At 59.1% G+C, this 21099-nt stretch carries 17 protein-coding genes; 13 read left to right on the top strand and 4 right to left on the bottom strand.

Annotation, left to right across the window (positions count from 1 at the left end; translation table 11 throughout):
- Positions 1 to 40: 40 nt before the first annotated feature.
- Positions 41 to 829 (bottom strand): MlaA family lipoprotein, encoded by a 789-nt coding sequence (locus TU82_RS08660; protein ID WP_057722699.1) that lies wholly within the window; start codon positions 827 to 829, stop codon positions 41 to 43.
- Complete coding sequence (locus tag TU82_RS08655; RefSeq protein WP_057722697.1) at positions 822 to 2120, bottom strand: serine/threonine protein kinase; 1299 nt, start codon at positions 2118 to 2120, stop codon at positions 822 to 824. The genes TU82_RS08660 and TU82_RS08655 overlap by 8 nt, the downstream gene beginning before the upstream one ends.
- Positions 2121 to 2355: 235 nt before the next feature.
- Here TU82_RS08655 and TU82_RS08650 point away from each other — a divergent pair, with 235 nt between their 5' ends.
- Positions 2356 to 2724: a hypothetical protein gene (locus TU82_RS08650; RefSeq protein ID WP_057722695.1), complete on the top strand. Its 369-nt coding sequence runs from the start codon at positions 2356 to 2358 to the stop codon at positions 2722 to 2724.
- Between the two features lie 80 nt (positions 2725 to 2804).
- Here TU82_RS08650 and TU82_RS08645 read toward each other — a convergent pair whose 3' ends face one another.
- A complete protein-coding gene (locus tag TU82_RS08645; RefSeq protein ID WP_057722693.1) occupies positions 2805 to 4358 on the bottom strand; it encodes a glycoside hydrolase family 17 protein in 1554 nt (517 codons plus the stop codon).
- 332 nt (positions 4359 to 4690) lie between these two features.
- Here TU82_RS08645 and TU82_RS08640 point away from each other — a divergent pair, with 332 nt between their 5' ends.
- From TU82_RS08640 to TU82_RS08630, 3 genes are all read left to right on the top strand, one after another.
- Positions 4691 to 5542 carry a glycine betaine ABC transporter substrate-binding protein gene (locus tag TU82_RS08640; RefSeq protein WP_057722692.1) on the top strand — a complete coding sequence of 284 codons (852 nt, stop codon included), beginning with the start codon at positions 4691 to 4693 and terminating at the stop codon, positions 5540 to 5542.
- A 255-nt stretch (positions 5543 to 5797) separates the two neighbouring features.
- On the top strand, positions 5798 to 6109 hold the full coding sequence (locus TU82_RS08635; RefSeq protein WP_057014105.1) for a DUF485 domain-containing protein: 312 nt from the start codon (positions 5798 to 5800) through the stop codon (positions 6107 to 6109).
- Positions 6106 to 7764: a cation acetate symporter gene (locus TU82_RS08630; protein WP_057722689.1), complete on the top strand. Its 1659-nt coding sequence runs from the start codon at positions 6106 to 6108 to the stop codon at positions 7762 to 7764. The genes TU82_RS08635 and TU82_RS08630 overlap by 4 nt, the downstream gene beginning before the upstream one ends.
- Before the next feature lie 253 nt (positions 7765 to 8017).
- On the opposite strand, the gene gltA is transcribed toward TU82_RS08630, so the two are convergent.
- Positions 8018 to 9307: a citrate synthase gene (gene gltA / locus TU82_RS08625; protein WP_003233249.1), complete on the bottom strand. Its 1290-nt coding sequence runs from the start codon at positions 9305 to 9307 to the stop codon at positions 8018 to 8020.
- 365 nt (positions 9308 to 9672) lie between these two features.
- Between gltA and sdhC the strand changes: the two genes are divergently transcribed.
- From sdhC to sucD, 9 genes are all read left to right on the top strand, one after another.
- Entirely contained in the window at positions 9673 to 10047 is a 375-nt protein-coding gene (gene sdhC / locus TU82_RS08620) for a succinate dehydrogenase, cytochrome b556 subunit (protein WP_057722687.1), read from the top strand.
- The gene (gene sdhD / locus TU82_RS08615) at positions 10041 to 10409 is read left to right on the top strand and encodes a succinate dehydrogenase, hydrophobic membrane anchor protein (protein WP_003233245.1); all 369 of its coding nucleotides are present in this window, start codon (positions 10041 to 10043) and stop codon (positions 10407 to 10409) included. The genes sdhC and sdhD overlap by 7 nt, the downstream gene beginning before the upstream one ends.
- 3 nt (positions 10410 to 10412) lie before the next feature.
- A complete protein-coding gene (sdhA, locus tag TU82_RS08610) occupies positions 10413 to 12185 on the top strand; it encodes a succinate dehydrogenase flavoprotein subunit (protein WP_057722685.1) in 1773 nt (590 codons plus the stop codon).
- 11 nt (positions 12186 to 12196) lie between these two features.
- Positions 12197 to 12901: a succinate dehydrogenase iron-sulfur subunit gene (locus TU82_RS08605; RefSeq protein WP_003172807.1), complete on the top strand. Its 705-nt coding sequence runs from the start codon at positions 12197 to 12199 to the stop codon at positions 12899 to 12901.
- Positions 12902 to 13162: 261 nt separating this feature from the next.
- Positions 13163 to 15994 carry a 2-oxoglutarate dehydrogenase E1 component gene (locus tag TU82_RS08600; protein WP_057722683.1) on the top strand — a complete coding sequence of 944 codons (2832 nt, stop codon included), beginning with the start codon at positions 13163 to 13165 and terminating at the stop codon, positions 15992 to 15994.
- A 44-nt stretch (positions 15995 to 16038) separates the two neighbouring features.
- Positions 16039 to 17262, top strand: coding sequence for a 2-oxoglutarate dehydrogenase complex dihydrolipoyllysine-residue succinyltransferase (gene odhB / locus TU82_RS08595; RefSeq protein ID WP_057722681.1), 1224 nt, complete (start codon positions 16039 to 16041; stop codon positions 17260 to 17262).
- 99 nt (positions 17263 to 17361) lie between these two features.
- A complete protein-coding gene (lpdA, locus tag TU82_RS08590) occupies positions 17362 to 18798 on the top strand; it encodes a dihydrolipoyl dehydrogenase (RefSeq protein WP_057722679.1) in 1437 nt (478 codons plus the stop codon).
- A 204-nt stretch (positions 18799 to 19002) separates the two neighbouring features.
- The gene (gene sucC / locus TU82_RS08585) at positions 19003 to 20169 is read left to right on the top strand and encodes an ADP-forming succinate--CoA ligase subunit beta (RefSeq protein ID WP_016979559.1); all 1167 of its coding nucleotides are present in this window, start codon (positions 19003 to 19005) and stop codon (positions 20167 to 20169) included.
- Positions 20169 to 21050, top strand: a complete 882-nt coding sequence (gene sucD, locus TU82_RS08580; protein ID WP_057722677.1) for a succinate--CoA ligase subunit alpha — start codon at positions 20169 to 20171, stop codon at positions 21048 to 21050. Before sucC ends, sucD begins: the two co-directional genes overlap by 1 nt.
- The last annotated feature ends 49 nt before the right edge of the window (positions 21051 to 21099 follow it).

Here is a 21099-nt window from a genome sequence, read left to right as displayed (position 1 = left end):
GTGGGAATGATCTGGTATGGCGTCTTTTTGTGGTCGCTGTTTACTCGGCAATCTGCAACTTGCGCGATTCGGTGTAGATATACCGCACCTTCTCATACTCGAACGGCGAGTTCATCTGACCATAACGGAAGCTGGTCTGGTAGCGCTTGTCCACGGCCCGCAGGGCCCAGATTTCCGGGTGGTTGGAGCTGACTTCGGAGACGTTGAGGAAGTTGATCTGCGACTCGGCGGTGTAGTCCACCAGCAACCCGGTGGTATCGCGCAGGTTCGATGGGCCGAAGATCGGCAGCACCACATAGGCGCCGCCCGGCACGCCGTAGAAGCCCAGGGTCTGACCGAAGTCTTCGCTCTGGCGCGGCAGGCCCATGGCGGTGGCCGGGTCCCACAGACCGGCGATGCCGATAGTGGTGTTGACCAGCAGGCGTCCGGTGGTCTCCAGGGAACGATGGCCCTTGAGTTGCAGCAGGCTGTTCAACAGGTTGGGCACGTCGCCCAGGTTGTTGAAGAAATTGCTCACGCCGGTGCGCAGGAAGCTTGGGGTGACATAGCGGTAACCGTCCACCACCGGCAGGAACACCCACTGGTCGAAGCGATAGTTGAAGTGATACACGCGGCGGTTCCACGACTCCAGCGGGTCATAGACGTTGAGCGCGGTCAGCGACGAACGCTCGAATTCACGCTGGTCGAGACCTGCGTTGAATTTGAGTTTGGTCAACGGTTCCTTGAAACCGTCGGCGTCGACCTTGACCGGTTCGTGGGCCTTGCTGTTGTCGGCATTGGCCACGCCTGCGCACATCAGTGCGGCAAGCAGCAGAAGATATTTAGCCACGGAAGAACTCCAGCATGGCGTCGGCGTTGACGCGGTAATTGAGGTTGCCGCAGTGGCCGCCCAGCGGGTAGACGGTCAAGCGATCGCCGAAGGTTTTACGCAGGAAACCCAGGTCGCCCGGGCCAAGGATCACGTCGTCGGCGTTGTGCATCACGGCGATCTTCGGGCTGGCATGCAGGTAGTCCTTGAGCGCATACAGGCTCACCTGGTCCACCAGTTGGAGCAGACTGCCGCCGTCGGAACGGGCGCGCCACATCGGGATCACCTGTTCGGTGAGGTAGCAGTCGAAGTCGCATTGCAGGGCACGCTTGAGGAACGGCGTGAGGCTGGTGCCTTCGGTGATCGGGTACTTCGGCGGGATAATCAGGCCGCGGCGGTTGATCAGGTCCGAGGTAAAGGCGATGTCGGCGGCCGAGAAGCGGAACGAGGTGCCGATCAGCATGGCCATCTGTTCGTTGGTCAGGTGCTGCTTGGACTGCTGGAAGTCGTAGAGCAGGGCGTCATTGAGGTCAATGTAGCCCTTTTGCTGGAAGTAGCGGGTCAGCTTGCTCAGCACCAGTTCATAAAAGGTGGTGGTGTTGTTGATGCCCTTGACCTCGGTCTGGACCAGCTTGTCGAGGTTGGTGATCGAGGTGTAGAGGTTGACCGGTGGGTTGAGCAACAGCACTTTCTTGAAGTTGAAGCTGCGACGGGTTTCGTCGAGCTTGCTGACAAAGGCTGCATCCAGGGCGCCCAGGCTGTAGCCGGTGAGGTAGAAATCGGTCACTGGCAACGAAGCGTTCTGCGCACGCACGGCCTGCATCACGCGGTACATGTCTTCCGCGTCTTCCTGGGTGATGCCCGGGGTGGCGAAGCGTGAAGCGGCGCTGATGAAGTCGAAGCTGGTCGGCGATGACAACTGCACCACGTGGTAGCCGGCTTGGTAATACAGTTTCTTCAGGTATTCGTTGATGCTGCTGTCGAAGCGCGCACCGGTGCCGGCGATCAGAAAGATCAGCGGCGCGGCGCGGTCCTGCTTGGCGATGCGGTAGGTGAGCTTCTTCACCGCCCAGAAGTTGTCGGGCAGGCTGAACTCGCGCTCGGGGCGCATGTTCAGGGTGTAATCGGATTGATTGATCTCGTCGTCAGTCGGCAGGGTGGGCCGAAGATCGGGCGGAGTGGTGGCGATGGTCGCTTCGAACGGGTTCGTCAAAGGGTAGCCATAGCTGGCCTGGTCGATATCGACGGCCAGTGCTGACGCACTCAAAAAAAGGCTGCCCAGCAAGGCAGCACAGCGCAAGGAACGGAGCATGACTTAATCCCTAAGAGGAAAGGTGCTGAATGAAATTCGCAGGCTATGACCACCGCGTTGCCACCGAAGTGCCAGCCCTCGGCACGAAAATTCGGAAAAAAGCGTCGAAATCGGGGTGATAGCTGGCAGAAGATACACTTTGCCACGCATTGATGAACAGATATCTGCGCAGACACCTTGCTAACGGCCGCTGTGGGATTAAGCTGAGCGCCGTTTTTGCCTATCGGAGTGCCTTATGTCCCGTCGTTTGCCATTGATCCTGCTGCTTATCGCCCTGCCATTATGGTTGGCGGCCAGTTATGCCGCGCGGTATGGCTTCATGGAGGATGGGCAGTGGGTCGGCATTTGTGCTGACGAGGCCAGCCGCTGGGAATGCCAGGTGCGTTCGAACCTTGGGTTGATGATTCACTTCAAGGTGCTGGGTTGGGCGGCGTTGATCACGTCGGTGCTGGGTTTTTTTGTGCCTGGGCGTGCGGGGTGGGGCTTGGCGGTGTTGGGGTTGGTGTTCGGGTTGCCGGCGTTGGCGCTGTACAACACCACGTTTGCGGTGTTTGCGGTGGTGATTGCGGGGCTGCGTTTGGTCAGGAAGCCTCGCGCCGTCTGACAGGGCCTATCGGGGGCAAGCCCCCTCCCACAGGGGAACGCATTCCAAATGTGGGAGGGGGCTTGCCCCCGATGGCGGTGTCAAGCCTTGCGCACCCGCAAGCAACGCCACAAAGCCACAACCATAAGCAGGCTGACCACCGCCCAACCCCAGGCCTGCTGATTCAGCACACCTTCACGGTACAATTGCGGCGCAATGCCGGCACCGATGATAAAGGTCAGCAGCGCAATCTCCCGACGCGGCCCGTTCACCGGGCGCACCAGGTACACCAGGGCCGGCAGCACCAGCGCCGCGCTTGGAAAGCTGCGATAACGCGGGTCAAACACCAGCGCCAGCATCATCACAGCGCCAGCAAACCCGGCGATTGCCACCCACCACCCGGCGCGCTGTTCCAGCCAGTTGAACGCTCGCTCACGCCACCCATCACGCACGCCGAGCGCCAGGGCGGCGTGGGCCAGTACCAGCAGGTTCAATATCACCAGCAAGCCGGCCCATACCCATTCATCAGCAAAGCGCGCGGTAACGCGGGTCAGTTCAGCCCAGGTGCCGATGGAACATGCGGCGACCGCGCCCAGTAAAGGCAGGGCAATGGCCGCACGAACTGTCCGAACCCGCCCACCGAGCACCAATGTCCCCAACAGAATCATCCCGCCGACGCCCAGCCACAGCGGCCAGTACGGCACATTGGTCACCGGCCCGGCGAGGATGCCCTTGTCCTGGCGATCGGCATCGAACAGGCCCCAGTAACCGCCCACCGCACCTTCACTGGCGCGCTTCCACGGCTGGTCAAAGGCTTCAATCAGGTTGTAGCGCCAGCCATTGGCTTCGGCCATGGCGACAAAGCCGCGCATGAACCTGGCTTCATTGACCCGGCTCGGCACGGCGGTCTCGCGCTGGCGTCCTTCACTGGGCCAGCCGGTTTCGCCAATCAGAATGTCCTTGGGCGCGAACTTGTGGCCGAAGGTCTGGCGGACATCGCCTACGTGCTTGAGCGCCTGGTCGATGCCGGACGGCTCATCTTCCCAGTACGGCAGCAGGTGGATGGTCAGAAAGTCCACCGCCGGGGCGATTTCCGGGTGCTGCAGCCAGAACTCCCACACATCGGCGTAGGTGACCGGCTGCTTGATCTGGCGTTTGACGGTCTGGATCAGCGTCACCAGTTGCTTGGCGGTGACCTCCTTGCGCAACAGCGCTTCGTTGCCGACGATGACCGAGGTCACCACGTCCGGGTTGGCATTGGCTGCCGCGATCAACTCGTCGATTTCCTTTTGAGTCGCCACCGGGTCGCTGCTCACCCAGGCCCCGGCCATTACCTTCAGCCCATGCTTGCGCGCCATCTGCGGCAACGCTTCCAGGCCGGTCATGGAATAGGTGCGAATGCATTCAAAACGTGTGGCCAGCAGGGCCAGGTCGGCATCCATGCGCTCGGGACGCAGCTTGAACGGTTGGTCGAACGGCGACTGGTCCTTGTCGAAGGGCGTATAGGACGCACATTGCAGCTTGTGGCTGGCGCTTGCCACATCCGGCAGCACCACGGGCCGGCCGAGGCCGTACCAGTAGCCGACGAGGGCGAGCAAGCCAAGGCTCAGGGCGAAAAAATAGGGCAGGGCAGGGAAGCGGGCAGTCGCAGGCATGGTCGGCTTATCTGGGGGAGCAAAGGCGCGCATCTTACCCGTAATTGTCGCGCTTCAGTGGGGCCGCATAATTTTGACATGCAAAGTTCGGGCGGGATTTTCTCGATAAGTCCTACAAAGCGTCCTGCTGGCGATGTGATGTCGTTTCTTGCTCAACCAAGGTCGCTGACAGAGCAGGGCAAAGGCCTACGCAGGTTGATGATAAAACTGTCAGTACTCCACTGATGCCTCAACGACCGGATCGATGCGCGTGAAGGGGGCGCGGTGCACCGTATAACAACAGGTTGACGTCGCTCGGCATTCGTCGGGCGCAGCACTTTCGGGGAAGTAATATGAAGATGCGACGACTCTTGGGCGCAGCTGCCACGCTGGTAGTTGCGATGGGCTCCACACTGGCCAGTGCCGACAGCAAAACCCTGAGCATCGGCTATGTGGATGGCTGGTCCGACAGCGTAGCCACCACCCACGTGGCGGCAGAAGTGATCAAGCAGAAGCTCGGCTACGACGTGAAACTGCAGGCGGTCGCCACCGGGATCATGTGGCAGGGTGTCGCCACCGGCAAGCTCGACGCCATGCTGTCCGCCTGGCTGCCGGTGACCCACGGCGAATACTGGACCAAGAACAAGGACAAGGTGGTCGACTACGGCCCCAACTTCAAGGATGCAAAAATTGGCTTGATCGTGCCGGAGTACGTCAAGGCCAAGTCCATCGAAGACCTCAAGACCGACACCACCTTCAAGAACAAGATCGTCGGTATCGACGCCGGCTCAGGCGTGATGCTCAAGACCGACGAGGCCATCAAGCAATACGGGCTCGACTACAAACTGCAAGCCAGCTCGGGCGCCGCAATGATCGCCGAACTGACCCGCGCCGAAGACAAGCAGGACTCCATCGCCGTCACCGGTTGGGTGCCGCACTGGATGTTCGCCAAGTGGAAACTGCGTTTTTTGGATGACCCAAAAGGGATTTATGGTGCTGCTGAAACCGTCAACAGCATTGGCAGCAAGGGCTTGGAGAAGAAGGCGCCGGAAGTCGCGGCCTTTCTGAAGAAATTCCAGTGGGCCTCCAAGGATGAAATCGGTGAAGTCATGCTGGCGATCCAGGAAGGTGCCAAGCCGGATGCCGCAGCCAAGGATTGGGTAGCCAAGCACCCGGAACGCGTGGCCGAGTGGACCGCTAAATAACAAACCCTGATAAAACCCCTGTGGGAGGGGGCTTGCCCCCGATTGCGGTGTGTCAGTCGTTGATGATCTGACAGGTCTATCGCTATCGGGGGCAAGCCCCCTCCCACATTATTTCGTCACCCGCAAATGTTTCTGCGCTCTCACAAACCCTCGCTACACTCGATCTACTACTAAGGTCGTCTGGAACCCTTTCCACAGCCGCCTACAGTGGATACGTTCCAATAATAAAAAAGCTGTGCTGCGAGGATAAAAACAATGAACGACAGCATTTACCTCTCGATTCAAAACAGCCCGCGTTTCAAGGAGCTGGTCAGGAAAAGGGAAAGGTTCGCCTGGATTCTCTCGGCGATCATGCTAGGGCTTTACTCCGGCTTCATCCTGTTGATCGCCTACGGGCCGCAAGTGCTGGGGGCCAAGCTGAGCCCTGGCTCATCCATTACCTGGGGTATCCCTATCGGGGTCGGGCTGATTGTTTCGGCCTTCATCCTCACCGGCATCTATGTACGACGCGCCAACGGCGAATTCGACGACCTGAACAATGCGATTCTCAAGGAGGCTGCGCAATGATCCGTCGTCTATTGGCTGTATTCGCAGCTTCAGTCTTTGCGCCCGCTGTTTGGGCGGCCGATGCATTGACCGGTGAAGTGCACAAGCAACCGCTGAATATTGCAGCGATCCTGATGTTCGTGGCCTTTGTCGGCGCGACGTTGTGCATCACCTACTGGGCTTCCAAGCGCAACAACTCGGCGGCCGACTACTACGCGGCCGGCGGCAAGATCACCGGTTTCCAGAACGGCCTGGCGATCGCCGGCGACTATATGTCGGCCGCGTCCTTCCTGGGGATTTCCGCGCTGGTGTTCACCTCCGGTTATGACGGCCTGATCTACTCGATCGGCTTCCTGGTGGGCTGGCCGATCATTCTGTTCCTGATCGCCGAGCGCCTGCGCAACCTGGGCAAGTACACCTTTGCCGACGTGGCGTCCTATCGTCTCGGGCAAACCCAGATCCGCAGCCTGTCGGCCTGCGGCTCGCTGGTGGTGGTGGCGTTCTACCTGATCGCGCAGATGGTCGGCGCGGGCAAGCTGATCCAACTGCTGTTCGGCCTCGATTACCATGTGGCGGTGATCCTGGTGGGCATCCTGATGTGCATGTACGTGCTGTTCGGCGGCATGCTGGCGACCACCTGGGTGCAGATCATCAAGGCGGTGCTGCTGCTGTCCGGTGCCTCGTTCATGGCGCTGATGGTGATGAAGCACGTCAACTTCGACTTCAACATGCTGTTCTCCGAAGCGATCAAGGTTCACCCTAAAGGTGAAGCGATCATGAGCCCCGGCGGGCTGGTGAAAGATCCGATCTCGGCGTTCTCCCTGGGCCTTGCGCTGATGTTCGGTACTGCGGGCCTGCCGCACATCCTGATGCGCTTCTTCACCGTGAGCGACGCCAAGGAAGCGCGTAAGAGCGTGCTGTATGCCACCGGCTTTATCGGCTACTTCTATATCCTGACGTTCATCATCGGCTTTGGCGCGATCCTGCTGGTCAGCACCAATCCGGCGTTCAAGGATGCGGCAGGCGCCTTGCTCGGCGGCAACAACATGGCGGCGGTGCACCTGGCCAACGCGGTGGGCGGCAGTATCTTCCTGGGCTTCATCTCGGCCGTGGCCTTCGCCACCATCCTTGCGGTGGTTGCCGGCTTGACGCTCGCAGGTGCTTCGGCGGTGTCCCACGACCTGTATGCCAGCGTGATCAAGAAAGGCAAGGCCAACGAGAAGGACGAGATTCGCGTGTCGAAGATCACCACCATTGCCCTGGCAGTGTTGGCTATCGGCCTGGGGATTCTGTTCGAAAGCCAGAACATCGCGTTCATGGTCGGCCTGGCGTTCTCGATTGCCGCCAGCTGTAACTTCCCGGTGCTGCTGCTTTCCATGTACTGGAAAAACCTCACCACCCGTGGCGCCATGATTGGCGGCTGGCTGGGCCTGATCAGTGCCGTGGGCCTGATGGTGCTGGGTCCGACCATCTGGGTGTCGATCCTGCACCATGAAAAAGCCATCTTCCCTTACGAATACCCGGCGCTGTTCTCGATGATCATCGCATTCGTGGGTATCTGGTTCTTCTCCATCACCGACAAGTCGGCGGCGGCGGAGAAAGAGCGTGCGCTGTACTTCCCGCAGTTTGTGCGTTCGCAGACGGGCCTGGGGGCGAGTGGGGCGGTTAACCACTAAGGTTGTAACAAGATAGAGAAATGCCCCGGTCGAAAGGCTGGGGTATTTTTTTTGCCTGGGTTTTTTTGGTGTCTGGGCCAGTGCCATCGGGGGCAAGCCCCCTCCCACATTTGACTGTATTCACACGTTCAGATGTGTGAACCCAATCCAGTGTGGGAGGGGGCTTGCCCCCGATGAGGCCGGTTCAGACACTACAAACAAAAACGGCCTCCACTAAGGGAGGCCGTTCTCAGTAAAGCTCGCAGCTAAATGCCTACTTGCGATCTTCCAGCTTGGTGATATCACGCGACTCGTAGCCGGTGTACAGCTGGCGCGGGCGGCCAATCTTGTACGGGCTGGAGAGCATTTCCTTCCAGTGGGAGATCCAGCCCACGGTCCGCGCCAGGGCGAAGATCACGGTGAACATGCTGGTTGGAATACCGATCGCCTTGAGGATGATCCCCGAGTAGAAGTCGACGTTCGGGTACAGCGAGCGTTCGATGAAGTACGGGTCGGTCAGGGCGATCTCTTCCAGGCGCATGGCCAGTTCGAGTTGCGGATCGTTCTTGATGCCCAGTTCCTTCAACACTTCGTCGCAGGTCTGCTTCATGACGGTGGCGCGCGGGTCGCGGTTCTTGTAGACCCGGTGGCCGAAGCCCATCAACTTGAACGGATCGTTCTTGTCCTTGGCCTTGGCGATGAACGTGTCGATGTTCGAGACATCGCCGATTTCATCGAGCATGGTCAATACGGCTTCGTTCGCACCGCCGTGGGCAGGGCCCCACAGTGCGGCGATGCCGGCGGCGATACAGGCAAACGGGTTGGCACCCGAAGAGCCCGCCAGACGCACGGTAGAGGTGGAGGCGTTCTGCTCGTGGTCGGCGTGGAGGATGAAGATCCGGTCCATGGCCTTGGCCAGCACCGGGCTGATCGGTTTGATCTCGCACGGCGTGTTGAACATCATGTGCAGGAAGTTTTCCGCGTACGTCAGGTCGTTGCGCGGGTACATCATGGGTTGGCCCATGGAGTACTTGTAAACCATTGCGGCCAGGGTCGGCATCTTGGCAACCAGGCGGATCGCGGAAATTTCGCGATGCTGCGGGTTATTGATGTCCAGGGAGTCGTGATAGAAGGCCGACAGGGCGCCAACCACGCCGCACATGACGGCCATCGGGTGAGCGTCGCGACGGAAGCCGTTGAAGAAGGTCTTCAACTGCTCGTGAACCATGGTGTGGTTCTTCACGGTGCTGACGAACTGGGCTTTCTGTTCGGCTGTTGGCAATTCGCCATTTAGCAGCAGGTAGCAGGTTTCCAGATAGTCCGACTGTTCGGCGAGTTGCTCGATCGGGTAGCCGCGGTGAAGCAGAATGCCATTATCGCCATCGATATAGGTAATCTTCGACTCGCAAGAGGCGGTCGACATGAAGCCTGGGTCGAAAGTGAAACGGCCCGTGGCCGTCAGGCCCCTTACGTCGATTACATCGGGACCAACGGTGCCGGTTAAAATGGGCAGCTCGACGGGGGCTGCGCCCTCGATGATCAACTGCGCTTTTTTGTCAGCCATGTGGCCTCCTATTTATGCTTCAAATCATCAGACAGACCCCCCACGCAGGGCCCGCACCACTATAGTGAGATAAATTCAGATGTCAATTTGCCTAAAGTCTTGCTCCAGAAGGCTTTAACCCTACTATTTCGTCGAAATTGAGCGCCATTTACGCCTTTTATCCCGCCAGCGCAATCCGCTATTAGGGTGAGGTGTGCGCGTTGTCATTAGTAACCTAACTGTCTATACTCGGCCACCGACCGCCAAGGGCTTTTGGGCTTGCTTTCATTGGGGGTCGCACTCCCTGGGTGGTGCTTACCTGACCAGTCGCACTCCCCAACAACTTTGCCCTGATTGTTAGGGGCTCTTCAGTGTGAAAAAAAGCCGTGAATAGCCAACGACCTGTAAACCTAGACCTAAGGACCATCAAACTCCCCATCACCGGCGTTACGTCGTTCCTGCACCGTGTTTCCGGCATCATCCTGTTCCTGGGCCTGGGCATCATGCTTTATGCATTGAGCAAATCCCTGGGTTCCGAGGAAGGTTTCGCCGAGGTGAAGGCAACCTTGACCAGCCCGCTGGCCAAGTTCGTAGCATGGGGCCTCCTGTCCTCTCTTCTGTATCACCTGGTAGCCGGTGTGCGCCACTTGATCATGGACATGGGCATCGGTGAGACGCTGGAAGGCGGCCGCCTGGGCTCGAAAATCATCATCGCCATTTCCGTGGTGCTGATCGTTCTGGCAGGAGTTTGGATATGGTAACCAGCGTAACGAATCTGTCGCGTTCGGGCCTCTATGACTGGATGGCACAGCGTGTGTCTGCGGTCGTTCTCGCGGCTTATTTCATTTTCCTGATCGGATACCTCGTCGCAAACCCGGGCATCGGCTATGAGCAATGGCATGGCCTGTTCGCCCACAATGCGATGCGAATCTTCAGCCTGCTGGCCCTTGTAGCCCTGGGCGCTCACGCCTGGGTCGGCATGTGGACCATCGCGACCGACTACCTGACGCCAATGGCGCTGGGCAAGTCCGCGACCGCAGTCCGTTTCCTCTTCCAGGCAGTATGCGGCATCGCGATGTTCGCTTACTTCGTCTGGGGTGTGCAGATTCTTTGGGGTATCTGATTCATGGCTAACATTCCAACTATTTCATTCGACGCCATCATTATTGGTGGCGGCGGTGCCGGCATGCGCGCTGCGCTGCAGCTGGCCCAGGGCGGTCACAAGACCGCCGTGATCACCAAGGTGTTCCCGACCCGTTCCCACACCGTATCGGCCCAGGGTGGCATCACCTGCGCCATCGCTTCCGCCGATCCGAACGATGACTGGCGCTGGCACATGTACGATACCGTCAAGGGTTCCGACTACATCGGTGACCAGGACGCTATCGAATACATGTGCCAGGAAGGCCCGGCCGCGGTGTTCGAGCTGGATCACATGGGTCTGCCGTTCTCCCGTACCGAGCAAGGCCGTATCTACCAGCGTCCATTCGGCGGTCAGTCGAAGGATTACGGTAAAGGCGGGCAGGCTGCCCGTACCTGCGCCGCATCCGACCGTACCGGTCACGCGCTGCTGCACACGCTTTATCAGGGCAACCTGAAAGCCGGTACCACGTTCCTGAACGAGTATTACGCTGTCGATCTGGTGAAGAACGGCAAGGGCGAGTTCGTCGGTGTGATTGCCATCTGCATCGAAACCGGTGAAACCACCTACATCCGCGCCAAGGCTACCGTGCTGGCGACGGGCGGTGCAGGTCGTATCTACGCGTCGACCACCAATGCCCTGATCAACACCGGCGACGGCGTTGGCATGGCGCTGCGTGCCGGCGTGCCGGTACAAGACATCGAAATGTGGCAGTTCCACCCGACCGGCATCGCCGGCGCCGGTGTACTGGTTACAGAAGGTTGCCGTGGTGAAGGTGGTTACCTGATCAACAAGCACGGCGAGCGTTTCATGGAGCGTTACGCTCCGAACGCGAAAGACCTTGCTGGTCGTGACGTTGTTGCTCGCTCGATGGTTAAGGAAATCATCGCCGGCAACGGCTGTGGCCCGAACGGCGACCACGTACTGCTCAAGCTCGATCACCTGGGCGAAGAAGTGCTGCACAGCCGTCTGCCAGGTATCTGCGAGCTGTCCAAGACTTTTGCTCACGTTGACCCGGTGGTTGCTCCGGTTCCGGTGGTTCCGACCTGCCACTATATGATGGGCGGCGTGCCGACCAACATTCATGGCCAGGCGATCACCCAGAACGCCGAAGGCGTGGACGAGATCATTCACGGTCTGTTCGCGGTAGGCGAAGTGGCGTGCGTATCGGTTCACGGTGCCAACCGCCTGGGCGGCAACTCGCTGCTCGATCTGGTGGTATTCGGCCGCGCTGCCGGCCTGCACCTGGAAAAAGCCCTGACCGACGGCATCGAATACGATGACGCCACCGACGCCAACATCGAGGCCGCCCTGGCGCGCCTGAACGCTCTGAACGAGCGCACGGATGGCGAAGACGTGGCAACCCTGCGTCGCGAGCTGCAAAGCTGCATGCAGAACTACTTCGGTGTGTTCCGTACCGGCGAATACATGCAAAAGGGTATCGCCCAGCTGGCCGACCTGCGCACGCGCATCGCCAACGTCAAGATCAACGATAAGAGCCAGGCGTTCAACACCGCTCGTATCGAAGCCCTTGAGCTGCAGAACCTGCTGGAAGTAGCTGAAGCGACGGCGATCGCCGCCGAGGTTCGCAAAGAGTCCCGTGGTGCCCACGCCCGTGAAGACTTTGAAGACCGCGACGACGAGAACTGGTTGTGCCACACCCTGTACTTCCCGGGTGACAAGCGCGTGACCAAGCGTGCCGTGAACTTCTCGCCGAAGACGGTGCCGACGTTTGAACCGAAGATTCGGACTTACTAAGGGTGACTGCCATGTTGAAAGTCAGTGTTTATCGCTACAACCCTGATCAGGACGCTGCGCCGTTCATGCAGGAGTTCCAGGTTGATACCGGTGGTAAAGACCTGATGGTGCTGGATGTATTGGCACTGATCAAAGAGCAGGACGAAGGTTTCTCCTATCGTCGCTCTTGCCGTGAAGGCGTGTGCGGTTCCGACGGCATGAACATCAACGGCAAAAACGGCCTGGCGTGCATCACGCCGCTGTCGGCCGTGGTCAAGGGCAACAAGCTGATCGTTCGTCCACTGCCAGGTTTGCCGGTCATCCGTGACCTGGTCGTCGATATGAGCATCTTCTACAAGCAATACGAGAAAGTTAAGCCATTCCTGCAGAACGACACGCCGGCTCCGGCCATCGAACGTCTGCAGTCCCCGGAAGAGCGTGAGAAACTCGACGGTCTGTACGAGTGCATCCTGTGCGCTTGCTGCTCGACGTCGTGCCCGTCCTTCTGGTGGAACCCGGACAAGTTCCTGGGCCCGGCTGCGCTGCTGCAAGCCTATCGCTTCCTGGCAGACAGCCGTGACACCAAGACGTCCGAGCGTCTGGCTTCACTGGATGACCCGTTCAGCGTATTCCGCTGCCGCGGGATCATGAACTGCGTCAACGTATGTCCCAAAGGCCTGAACCCGACTAAGGCCATTGGTCACATCCGTAACATGCTGCTGCAGAGCGGCGTGTAACTGGCGTTGCAGTAAAAGCAGGACCGTTGTGCCCGTAAATGCTGCGGCGCAGGCTTCAACCGGCGCCGTAGTTTTAACTTGAGCAGCGACTTACAAAGCCGCAGCTCTTATTTTGAAGAAATGAGACAAGCAGGGGCATTCGGGTTGGTACCCGAACTATCAGCGTGATCCTAGTGGCTTGTTCTGGTCGCTGCACTTGGCCTTTTGCAAGCAGACTCGGTGTTTTCGCCGGTGGTGTCCCCAAATCGAGGGTGACCAAGCATGCAAGAAAGCGTGATGCAGCGCATGTGGAACAGCGGCTATCTTTCAGGTGGTAACGCTGCCTATGTGGAAGAGCTTTATGAGCTCTACCTGCACGACCCTAACGCTGTGCCAGAAGAATGGCGCACCAAATTTCAGACGTTGTCTTCAGACGGCAACGCTGCCACCGATGTATCGCATGCTGCGATTCGCGATCATTTCGTGCTGCTGGCAAAGAACCAGCGCCGCGCCCAACCGGTTTCCGCCGGCAGCGTGAGCAGTGAGCACGAGAAGAAGCAAGTTGAAGTACTGCGACTGATCCAGGCCTACCGCATGCGCGGCCACCAGGCGGCCCAGCTTGACCCGCTGGGGCTCTGGCAGCGTCCTGCACCGGCTGACCTGTCGATCAATCATTACGGCTTGACCAATGCCGATCTTGATACGACCTTCCGTGCCGGCGACCTGTTCATCGGCAAAGAGGAAGCGAGCCTACGCGAAATTCACGAAGCGTTGCAGCAGACATATTGCCGCACCATCGGCGCTGAATTCACGCACATCACCGATTCCGAGCAGCGCCAGTGGTTCCAGCATCGCCTGGAAGGCGTGCGTGGCCGCCCGGTATTGTCCGCCGATGTGCGCAGCCACCTGCTTGAGCGCGTGACTGCCGCTGAAGGTCTCGAAAAATACCTGGGTACCAAATACCCGGGCACCAAGCGTTTCGGCCTGGAAGGCGGTGAAAGCCTGATTCCGATGCTCGACGAGCTGATTCAGCGTTCCGGTTCCTACGGCACCAAGGAAGTCGTGATCGGCATGGCTCACCGTGGTCGCCTGAACGTGTTGGTCAACACCTTCGGCAAGAACCCGCGCGAGCTGTTCGACGAGTTCGAAGGCAAGAAGAAGGTCGAGCTGGGTTCCGGTGACGTCAAGTACCACCAGGGTTTCTCGTCCAACGTGATGACCACCGGCGGTGAAGTTCACCTGGCCATGGCGTTCAACCCATCCCACCTGGAAATCGTTTCTCCGGTGGTCGAGGGGTCGGTGCGTGCGCGCCAGGATCGTCGTAACGACGCCACTGGCGAGAAGGTCCTGCCGATTTCCATCCACGGTGACGCGGCATTCGCCGGTCAAGGCGTGGTCCTGGAAACGTTCCAGATGTCGCAGACTCGCGGCTTCAAGACTGGCGGTACCGTTCACATCGTCATCAACAACCAGGTTGGCTTCACCATCAGCAACCCGCTGGATGCGCGCTCCACCGAGTACGCCACCGACGTTGCCAAGATGATCCAGGCGCCGATCCTGCACGTGAATGGCGATGATCCGGAAGCCGTACTGTTCGTGACCCAACTGGCTGTCGACTACCGCATGCAGTTCAAGCGTGACGTGGTCATCGACCTGGTTTGCTATCGCCGTCGCGGTCACAACGAAGCGGATGAGCCAAGCGGCACACAGCCGTTGATGTATCAGCAGATCGCCAAGCAGCGCACTACCCGTGAGCTGTATGCCGAAAGCCTGACCAAGGCCGGTATTGTTGATGAGGCGCGTGTTCAGGCGAAGATCGATGAATACCGCAACGCGCTGGACAATGGTCTGCATGTTGTAAAAAGTCTGGTCAAGGAACCGAACAAAGAGCTGTTCGTCGACTGGCGTCCGTACCTGGGCCACGCCTGGACTGCGCGTCACGATACGACCTTCGATCTGAAGACCTTGCAGGAATTGTCCGCCAAGCTGCTGGAAATTCCGGAAGGCTTCGTGGTTCAGCGCCAGGTCTCGAAGATCTACGAAGATCGTCAGAAGATGCAAGCCGGCGGCCTGCCGATCAACTGGGGTTACGCCGAAACCATGGCGTACGCGACCCTGGCGTTCGAAGGTCACCCGATCCGCATGACCGGCCAGGACATCGGCCGCGGTACGTTCTCGCACCGCCATGCCGTGTTGCACAACCAGAAAGACGCCGGCACCTACATCCCGTTGCAGAACCTGTACGCAGGCCAGCCGCGTTTCGACCTGTACGATTCGTTCCTGTCCGAAGAAGCCGTACTCGCGTTCGAATACGGCTACTCGACCACCACGCCTCAGGCGCTGGTGATCTGGGAAGCCCAGTTCGGCGACTTCGCCAACGGTGCCCAGGTGGTTATCGACCAGTTCATCACCAGCGGCGAGCACAAGTGGGGCCGTCTGTGCGGTCTGACCATGCTGCTGCCACACGGTTATGAAGGTCAGGGCCCTGAGCACTCCTCGGCCCGTCTGGAGCGTTACCTGCAGCTGTGCGCCGAGCACAACATCCAGGTGTGCGTGCCGACGACCCCGGCGCAGATCTACCACTTGCTGCGTCGCCAGGTGATCCGCCCGCTGCGCAAGCCACTGGTCGTGCTGACTCCGAAATCGCTGTTGCGTCACAAACTGGCCGTTTCGACCCTGGAAGATCTGGCCGAAGGTTCGTTCCAGACCGTGATTCCGGAAATCGATACGCTGGACGCCGCCAAGGTCACTCGCCTGATCCTGTGCAGCGGCAAGGTCTATTACGATCTGCTGGAAAAACGCCGTGCCGAAGGCCGCGAAGACATCGCCATCGTGCGTATCGAGCAGCTTTACCCGTTCCCGGAAGATGACCTCATGGAGATCATCGCGCCTTACACCAACCTCACGAATGTGGTGTGGTGTCAGGAAGAACCGATGAACCAGGGCGCCTGGTACAGCAGCCAGCATCATTTGCGTCGCAGCATCGGCAACCACAACAGGGCCCTGGGCCTGGAGTACGCCGGTCGTGATGCGTCTGCTGCACCTGCCTGTGGTTATGCGTCGATGCACGCCGAGCAGCAGGAAAAACTGCTGCAAGATGCTTTCACCGTTTAACGCTTTCGCGCTGACTGAAACCGAATTTTAAGGACCTACAGATAATGGCTATCGAAATCAAAGCCCCGTCATTCCCGGAATCGGTTGCCGATGGCACCGTCGCCACCTGGCACAAGAAACCAGGCGAGGCCGTCAAGCGTGACGACCTGATCGTCGACATCGAGACTGATAAAGTCGTACTGGAAGTGCTGGCCGAAGCCGACGGCGTGCTGGGCCCGATCGTGGCGGAAGAGGGCGCTACCGTTCTGTCGAACCAGGTACTGGGCTCGATCGAAGAGGGCAGCGCTGCTGCTCCGGCCCCTGCTGCGGCAGCACCGGCTGCCGCTTCGGCACCTGCCGCCGCACCGGCTGCGGGTGGCGAAGACCCAATCGCTGCACCGGCTGCGCGTCAATTGGCTGAAGAAAACGGCATCAACCTGGCTTCCATCAAGGGCACCGGCAAAGACGGCCGTGTCACCAAGGAAGATGTGGTGGCCGCGGTTGAAGCCAAGAAAAACGCGCCGGCTGCCGCACCTGCCAAGCCAGCTGCACCTGCTGCCGCTGCGCCTGTGTTTGCCGCCGGCGACCGCACCGAGAAACGCGTGCCGATGACTCGTGTACGTGCCACCGTGGCCAAGCGCCTGGTTGAAGCACAGTCGAACATGGCGATGCTGACCACGTTCAACGAAGTCGACATGACTGAAGTCATGGCGCTGCGTTCGAAGTACAAGGACCTCTTTGAGAAGAGCCACAACGGCGTGCGCCTGGGCTTCATGTCGTTCTTCGTGAAAGCGGCCACCGAAGCGCTGAAACGCTTCCCGGCAGTCAACGCTTCCATCGACGGCGCCGACATCGTCTACCATGGCTATGCAGACATCGGCGTTGCCGTGTCCAGCGATCGTGGCCTGGTGGTTCCGGTTCTGCGTAATGCCGAGCTGATGAGCCTGGCCGAAATCGAAGGCGGCATCGCCGGCTTCGGCAAGAAAGCCCGTGACGGCAAGCTGACCATTGATGAGATGACCGGCGGTACCTTCACCATCACCAACGGTGGTACCTTCGGTTCGATGATGTCGACGCCGATCGTCAACCCACCGCAAGCCGCGATTCTGGGCATGCACAACATCATCCAGCGTCCGATGGCCATCAACGGCCAGGTCGTGATCCGCCCAATGATGTACTTGGCGCTGTCTTACGATCACCGCCTGATCGATGGTAAAGAAGCCGTGACGTTCCTGGTGACCATCAAGAACCTGCTGGAAGACCCGGCTCGTCTGCTGCTGGATATCTGATTGAAGCCGCTTCAGGTTGCGAGCTACAAGCTGTAGGAAAAAGCAGCTTGGCTTGCAGCCTGGGGCTAGAAGCTTGTCGCAAATAGAGGATCTATTTTCATGACACAGAAATTTGACGTTGTAGTGATTGGTGCAGGCCCTGGCGGCTATGTTGCCGCCATCAAGGCCGCGCAACTGGGCCTCTCCACTGCTTGCATCGAAAAGTACACCGACAAGGAAGGCAAACTGGCGCTGGGCGGTACCTGCCTCAACGTCGGTTGCATTCCTTCCAAGGCGCTGCTGGACAGCTCCTGGAAATTCCACGAAGCCCAGGATGGTTTCGCGATCCACGGTATCAACCACGCCGGCGTGACCATGGACGTGCCAGCGATGGTCGGCCGCAAAGCCAACATCGTCAAAGGCCTGACTTCCGGCGTTGCGACCTTGTTCAAGGCCAACGGCGTCACTTCCCTGCAAGGCCACGGCAAACTGCTGGCCGGCAAGAAAGTTGAAATCACCAAGCCGGACGGCTCGGTTGAAGTCATCGAAGCCGAAAACGTGATCCTGGCACCGGGCTCGCGTCCAATCGACATTCCACCTGCTCCCGTTGATCAGAACGTGATCGTCGATTCCACCGGCGCCCTGGAATTCCAGGCCGTCCCCAAGCGCCTGGGCGTGATCGGCGCCGGCGTCATCGGCCTGGAGCTGGGTTCGGTATGGTCCCGCCTGGGTTCGCAAGTGACCGTGCTCGAAGCCCTGGACACCTTCCTGCTGGCTGCCGACACCGCGGTGTCCAAGGAAGCCTACAAGACCCTGACCAAACAGGGTCTGGACATCAAGCTGGGCGCCCGTGTGACCGGTTCCAAGGTCAACGGCGAAGAAGTTGTAGTGACCTACACCGACAAGGAAGGCGAGCAGACCATCACCTTCGACAAGCTGATCGTAGCCGTTGGTCGCCGTCCAGTGACCACCGACCTGCTGGCCTCCGACAGCGGTGTGAGCATCGATGAGCGTGGTTTCATCCACGTTGACGATCACTGCGCAACCACCGTACCGGGCGTTTACGCGATCGGCGACGTGGTTCGTGGCATGATGCTGGCCCACAAGGCTTCCGAGGAAGGCATCATGGTTGTCGAGCGCATCAAGGGTCACAAGACCCAGATGAACTACGACCTGATTCCATCGGTTATCTACACCCATCCGGAAATTGCATGGGTTGGGAAGAACGAACAGCAGTTGAAAGCTGAAGGCGTTGAAGTTAACGTCGGCACCTTCCCGTTTGCCGCTTCTGGCCGTGCCATGGCAGCCAACGACACCGGTGGTTTTGTCAAAGTCATCGCTGATGCCAAGACTGACCGCGTATTGGGCGTCCACGTGATTGGCCCGAGCGCTGCAGAACTGGTTCAGCAAGGCGCTATCGGTATGGAATTCGGCACCAGTGCCGAGGACCTGGGCATGATGGTCTTCTCCCATCCGACCCTGTCCGAAGCGTTGCATGAAGCGGCGTTGGCGGTGAATGGCGGCGCCATCCACATCGCCAACCGCAAGAAGCGCTAAGCGAGATAATAAGAAACCACGGCGGAGTTGCCCGTCGTGAGCCTTGCGCGCAAGACTCACCGCGGAATATCCGCTGGACGCAGCCTTGTGCAGCTTTACGGGCCATAAGCCCCGCAGGTTGTGCAAGCAGCAGTCACAGGTGGCGCGGCACTCATAATGAGCGCAGCGCCGAATGCGCAGTACCTAACGAAGACGGTAAAAAGCATGAATCTTCACGAGTATCAGGGTAAGCAGCTGTTCGCTGAATACGGCCTGCCAGTTTCCAAGGGCTACGCAGTAGACACCCCGGAAGCAGCAGCAGAAGCCTGCGACAAGATCGGCGGCAGCGAGTGGGTTGTCAAAGCCCAGGTCCACGCCGGTGGTCGCGGTAAAGCGGGCGGCGTCAAGCTGGTTCGCAGCAAAGAAGACGCCAAGGCCTTCGCACAGCAGTGGCTGGGCAAGCGTCTGGTGACTTACCAGACTGATGCCAATGGCCAGCCAGTCACCAAGATCCTGGTTGAATCGTGCACTGATATCGCTAAAGAGCTGTACCTGGGCGCTGTCGTTGACCGTTCGAGCCGTCGCATCGTGTTCATGGCTTCCACCGAAGGTGGCGTGGACATTGAAAAGATTGCCGAAGAAACCCCAGAAAAAATTCTGAAAGCCACTATCGATCCACTGGTCGGCGCTCAGCCCTTCCAGGGTCGCGAGCTGGCTTTCCAGCTGGGCCTGGAAGGCAAGCAAGTTGCCCAGTTCGCCAAGATCTTCGTCGGTCTGGCCAAACTGTTCCAGGATCACGATCTGGCCCTGCTGGAAGTGAACCCGCTGGTGATCAAGGCTGACGGCGATCTGCATTGCCTGGACGCCAAGATCAACATCGACGCCAACGCCATGTACCGTCAGCCGAAGCTGAAGACTTTCCACGATCCGTCGCAGGACGATCCGCGCGAAGCGCACGCCGCCAAGTTCGAACTGAACTATGTGGCCCTGGAAGGTAACATCGGTTGCATGGTCAACGGTGCCGGCCTGGCCATGGGTACCATGGACATCGTCAACCTGCATGGCGGCAAACCAGCCAACTTCCTCGACGTAGGTGGTGGCGCTACCAAGGAACGCGTTACCGAAGCGTTCAAGATCATCCTGTCCGACTCCAACGTCGCCGCAGTACTGGTCAACATCTTCGGCGGCATCGTTCGTTGCGACATGATTGCCGAAGGCATCATCGGCGCAGTGAAAGAAGTCGGCGTTAAAATCCCGGTTGTTGTTCGCCTTGAAGGCAACAACGCTGAACTGGGCGCTAAAGTACTGGCAGAAAGCGGTTTGAACATCATCGCGGCTACCAGCCTGACCGACGCTGCTCAACAAGTTGTCAAAGCTGCGGAGGGCAAATAATGAGCGTCCTGATCAATAAAGACACCAAAGTTATCTGCCAGGGTATTACCGGTTCGCAAGGTAGTTTCCACACCCAGCAAGCCATCGAATACGGCACCAAGATGGTGGGTGGCGTAACCCCTGGTAAAGGCGGCACCGAGCACCTGGGCCTGCCCGTGTTCAATACCGTGAAAGATGCTGTAGAAAAAACTGGCGCTACCGCCAGCGTGATCTACGTTCCAGCACCTTTCTGCAAAGACTCCATCCTGGAAGCGGCATTCGGCGGCATCAAGCTGATCGTGTGCATCACCGAAGGCATTCCTACCCTGGACATGCTGGACGCTAAAGTGAAGTGCGACGAGCTGGGCGTGGTCCTGATCGGCCCTAACTGCCCAGGCGTGATCACCCCAGGCGAATGCAAGATCGGCATCATGCCCGGTCACATTCACTTGCCAGGCAAAGTCGGTATCGTTTCCCGTTCCGGCACCCTGACCTACGAAGCTGTGAAGCAGACCACTGACGCCGGTTTCGGTCAGTCGACTTGCGTCGGCATCGGTGGTGACCCGATCCCGGGCTCCAACTTCATCGACATCCTGAAGCTGTTCCAGGAAGACCCGAAGACCGAAGCGATCGTGATGATCGGCGAGATCGGCGGTTCGGCTGAAGAAGAAGCGGCTGCCTACATCAAGGCACACGTGACCAAGCCGGTTGTTTCCTACATCGCTGGTGTGACTGCCCCTGCGGGCAAGCGCATGGGCCATGCTGGCGCAATCATCTCCGGTGGCAAGGGTACTGCAGACGAGAAGTTTGCTGCCCTGGAAGACGCAGGCGTTAAAACCGTGCGTTCGCTGGCAGACATCGGCAAGGCTTTGTCCGAGCTGACCGGCTGGGCTGTCAAGTAAGCCTCGCGCTTAGCTGACGCTTCATCCACACAAAGGCCACCTTCGGGTG

It is taken from the genome of Pseudomonas orientalis (genome assembly GCF_001439815.1).
GTDB lineage: Bacteria > Pseudomonadota > Gammaproteobacteria > Pseudomonadales > Pseudomonadaceae > Aquipseudomonas > Aquipseudomonas orientalis.
Note: the sequence above shows the minus strand (reverse complement) of the source record. Positions and strands in the feature narration are given on the sequence as shown.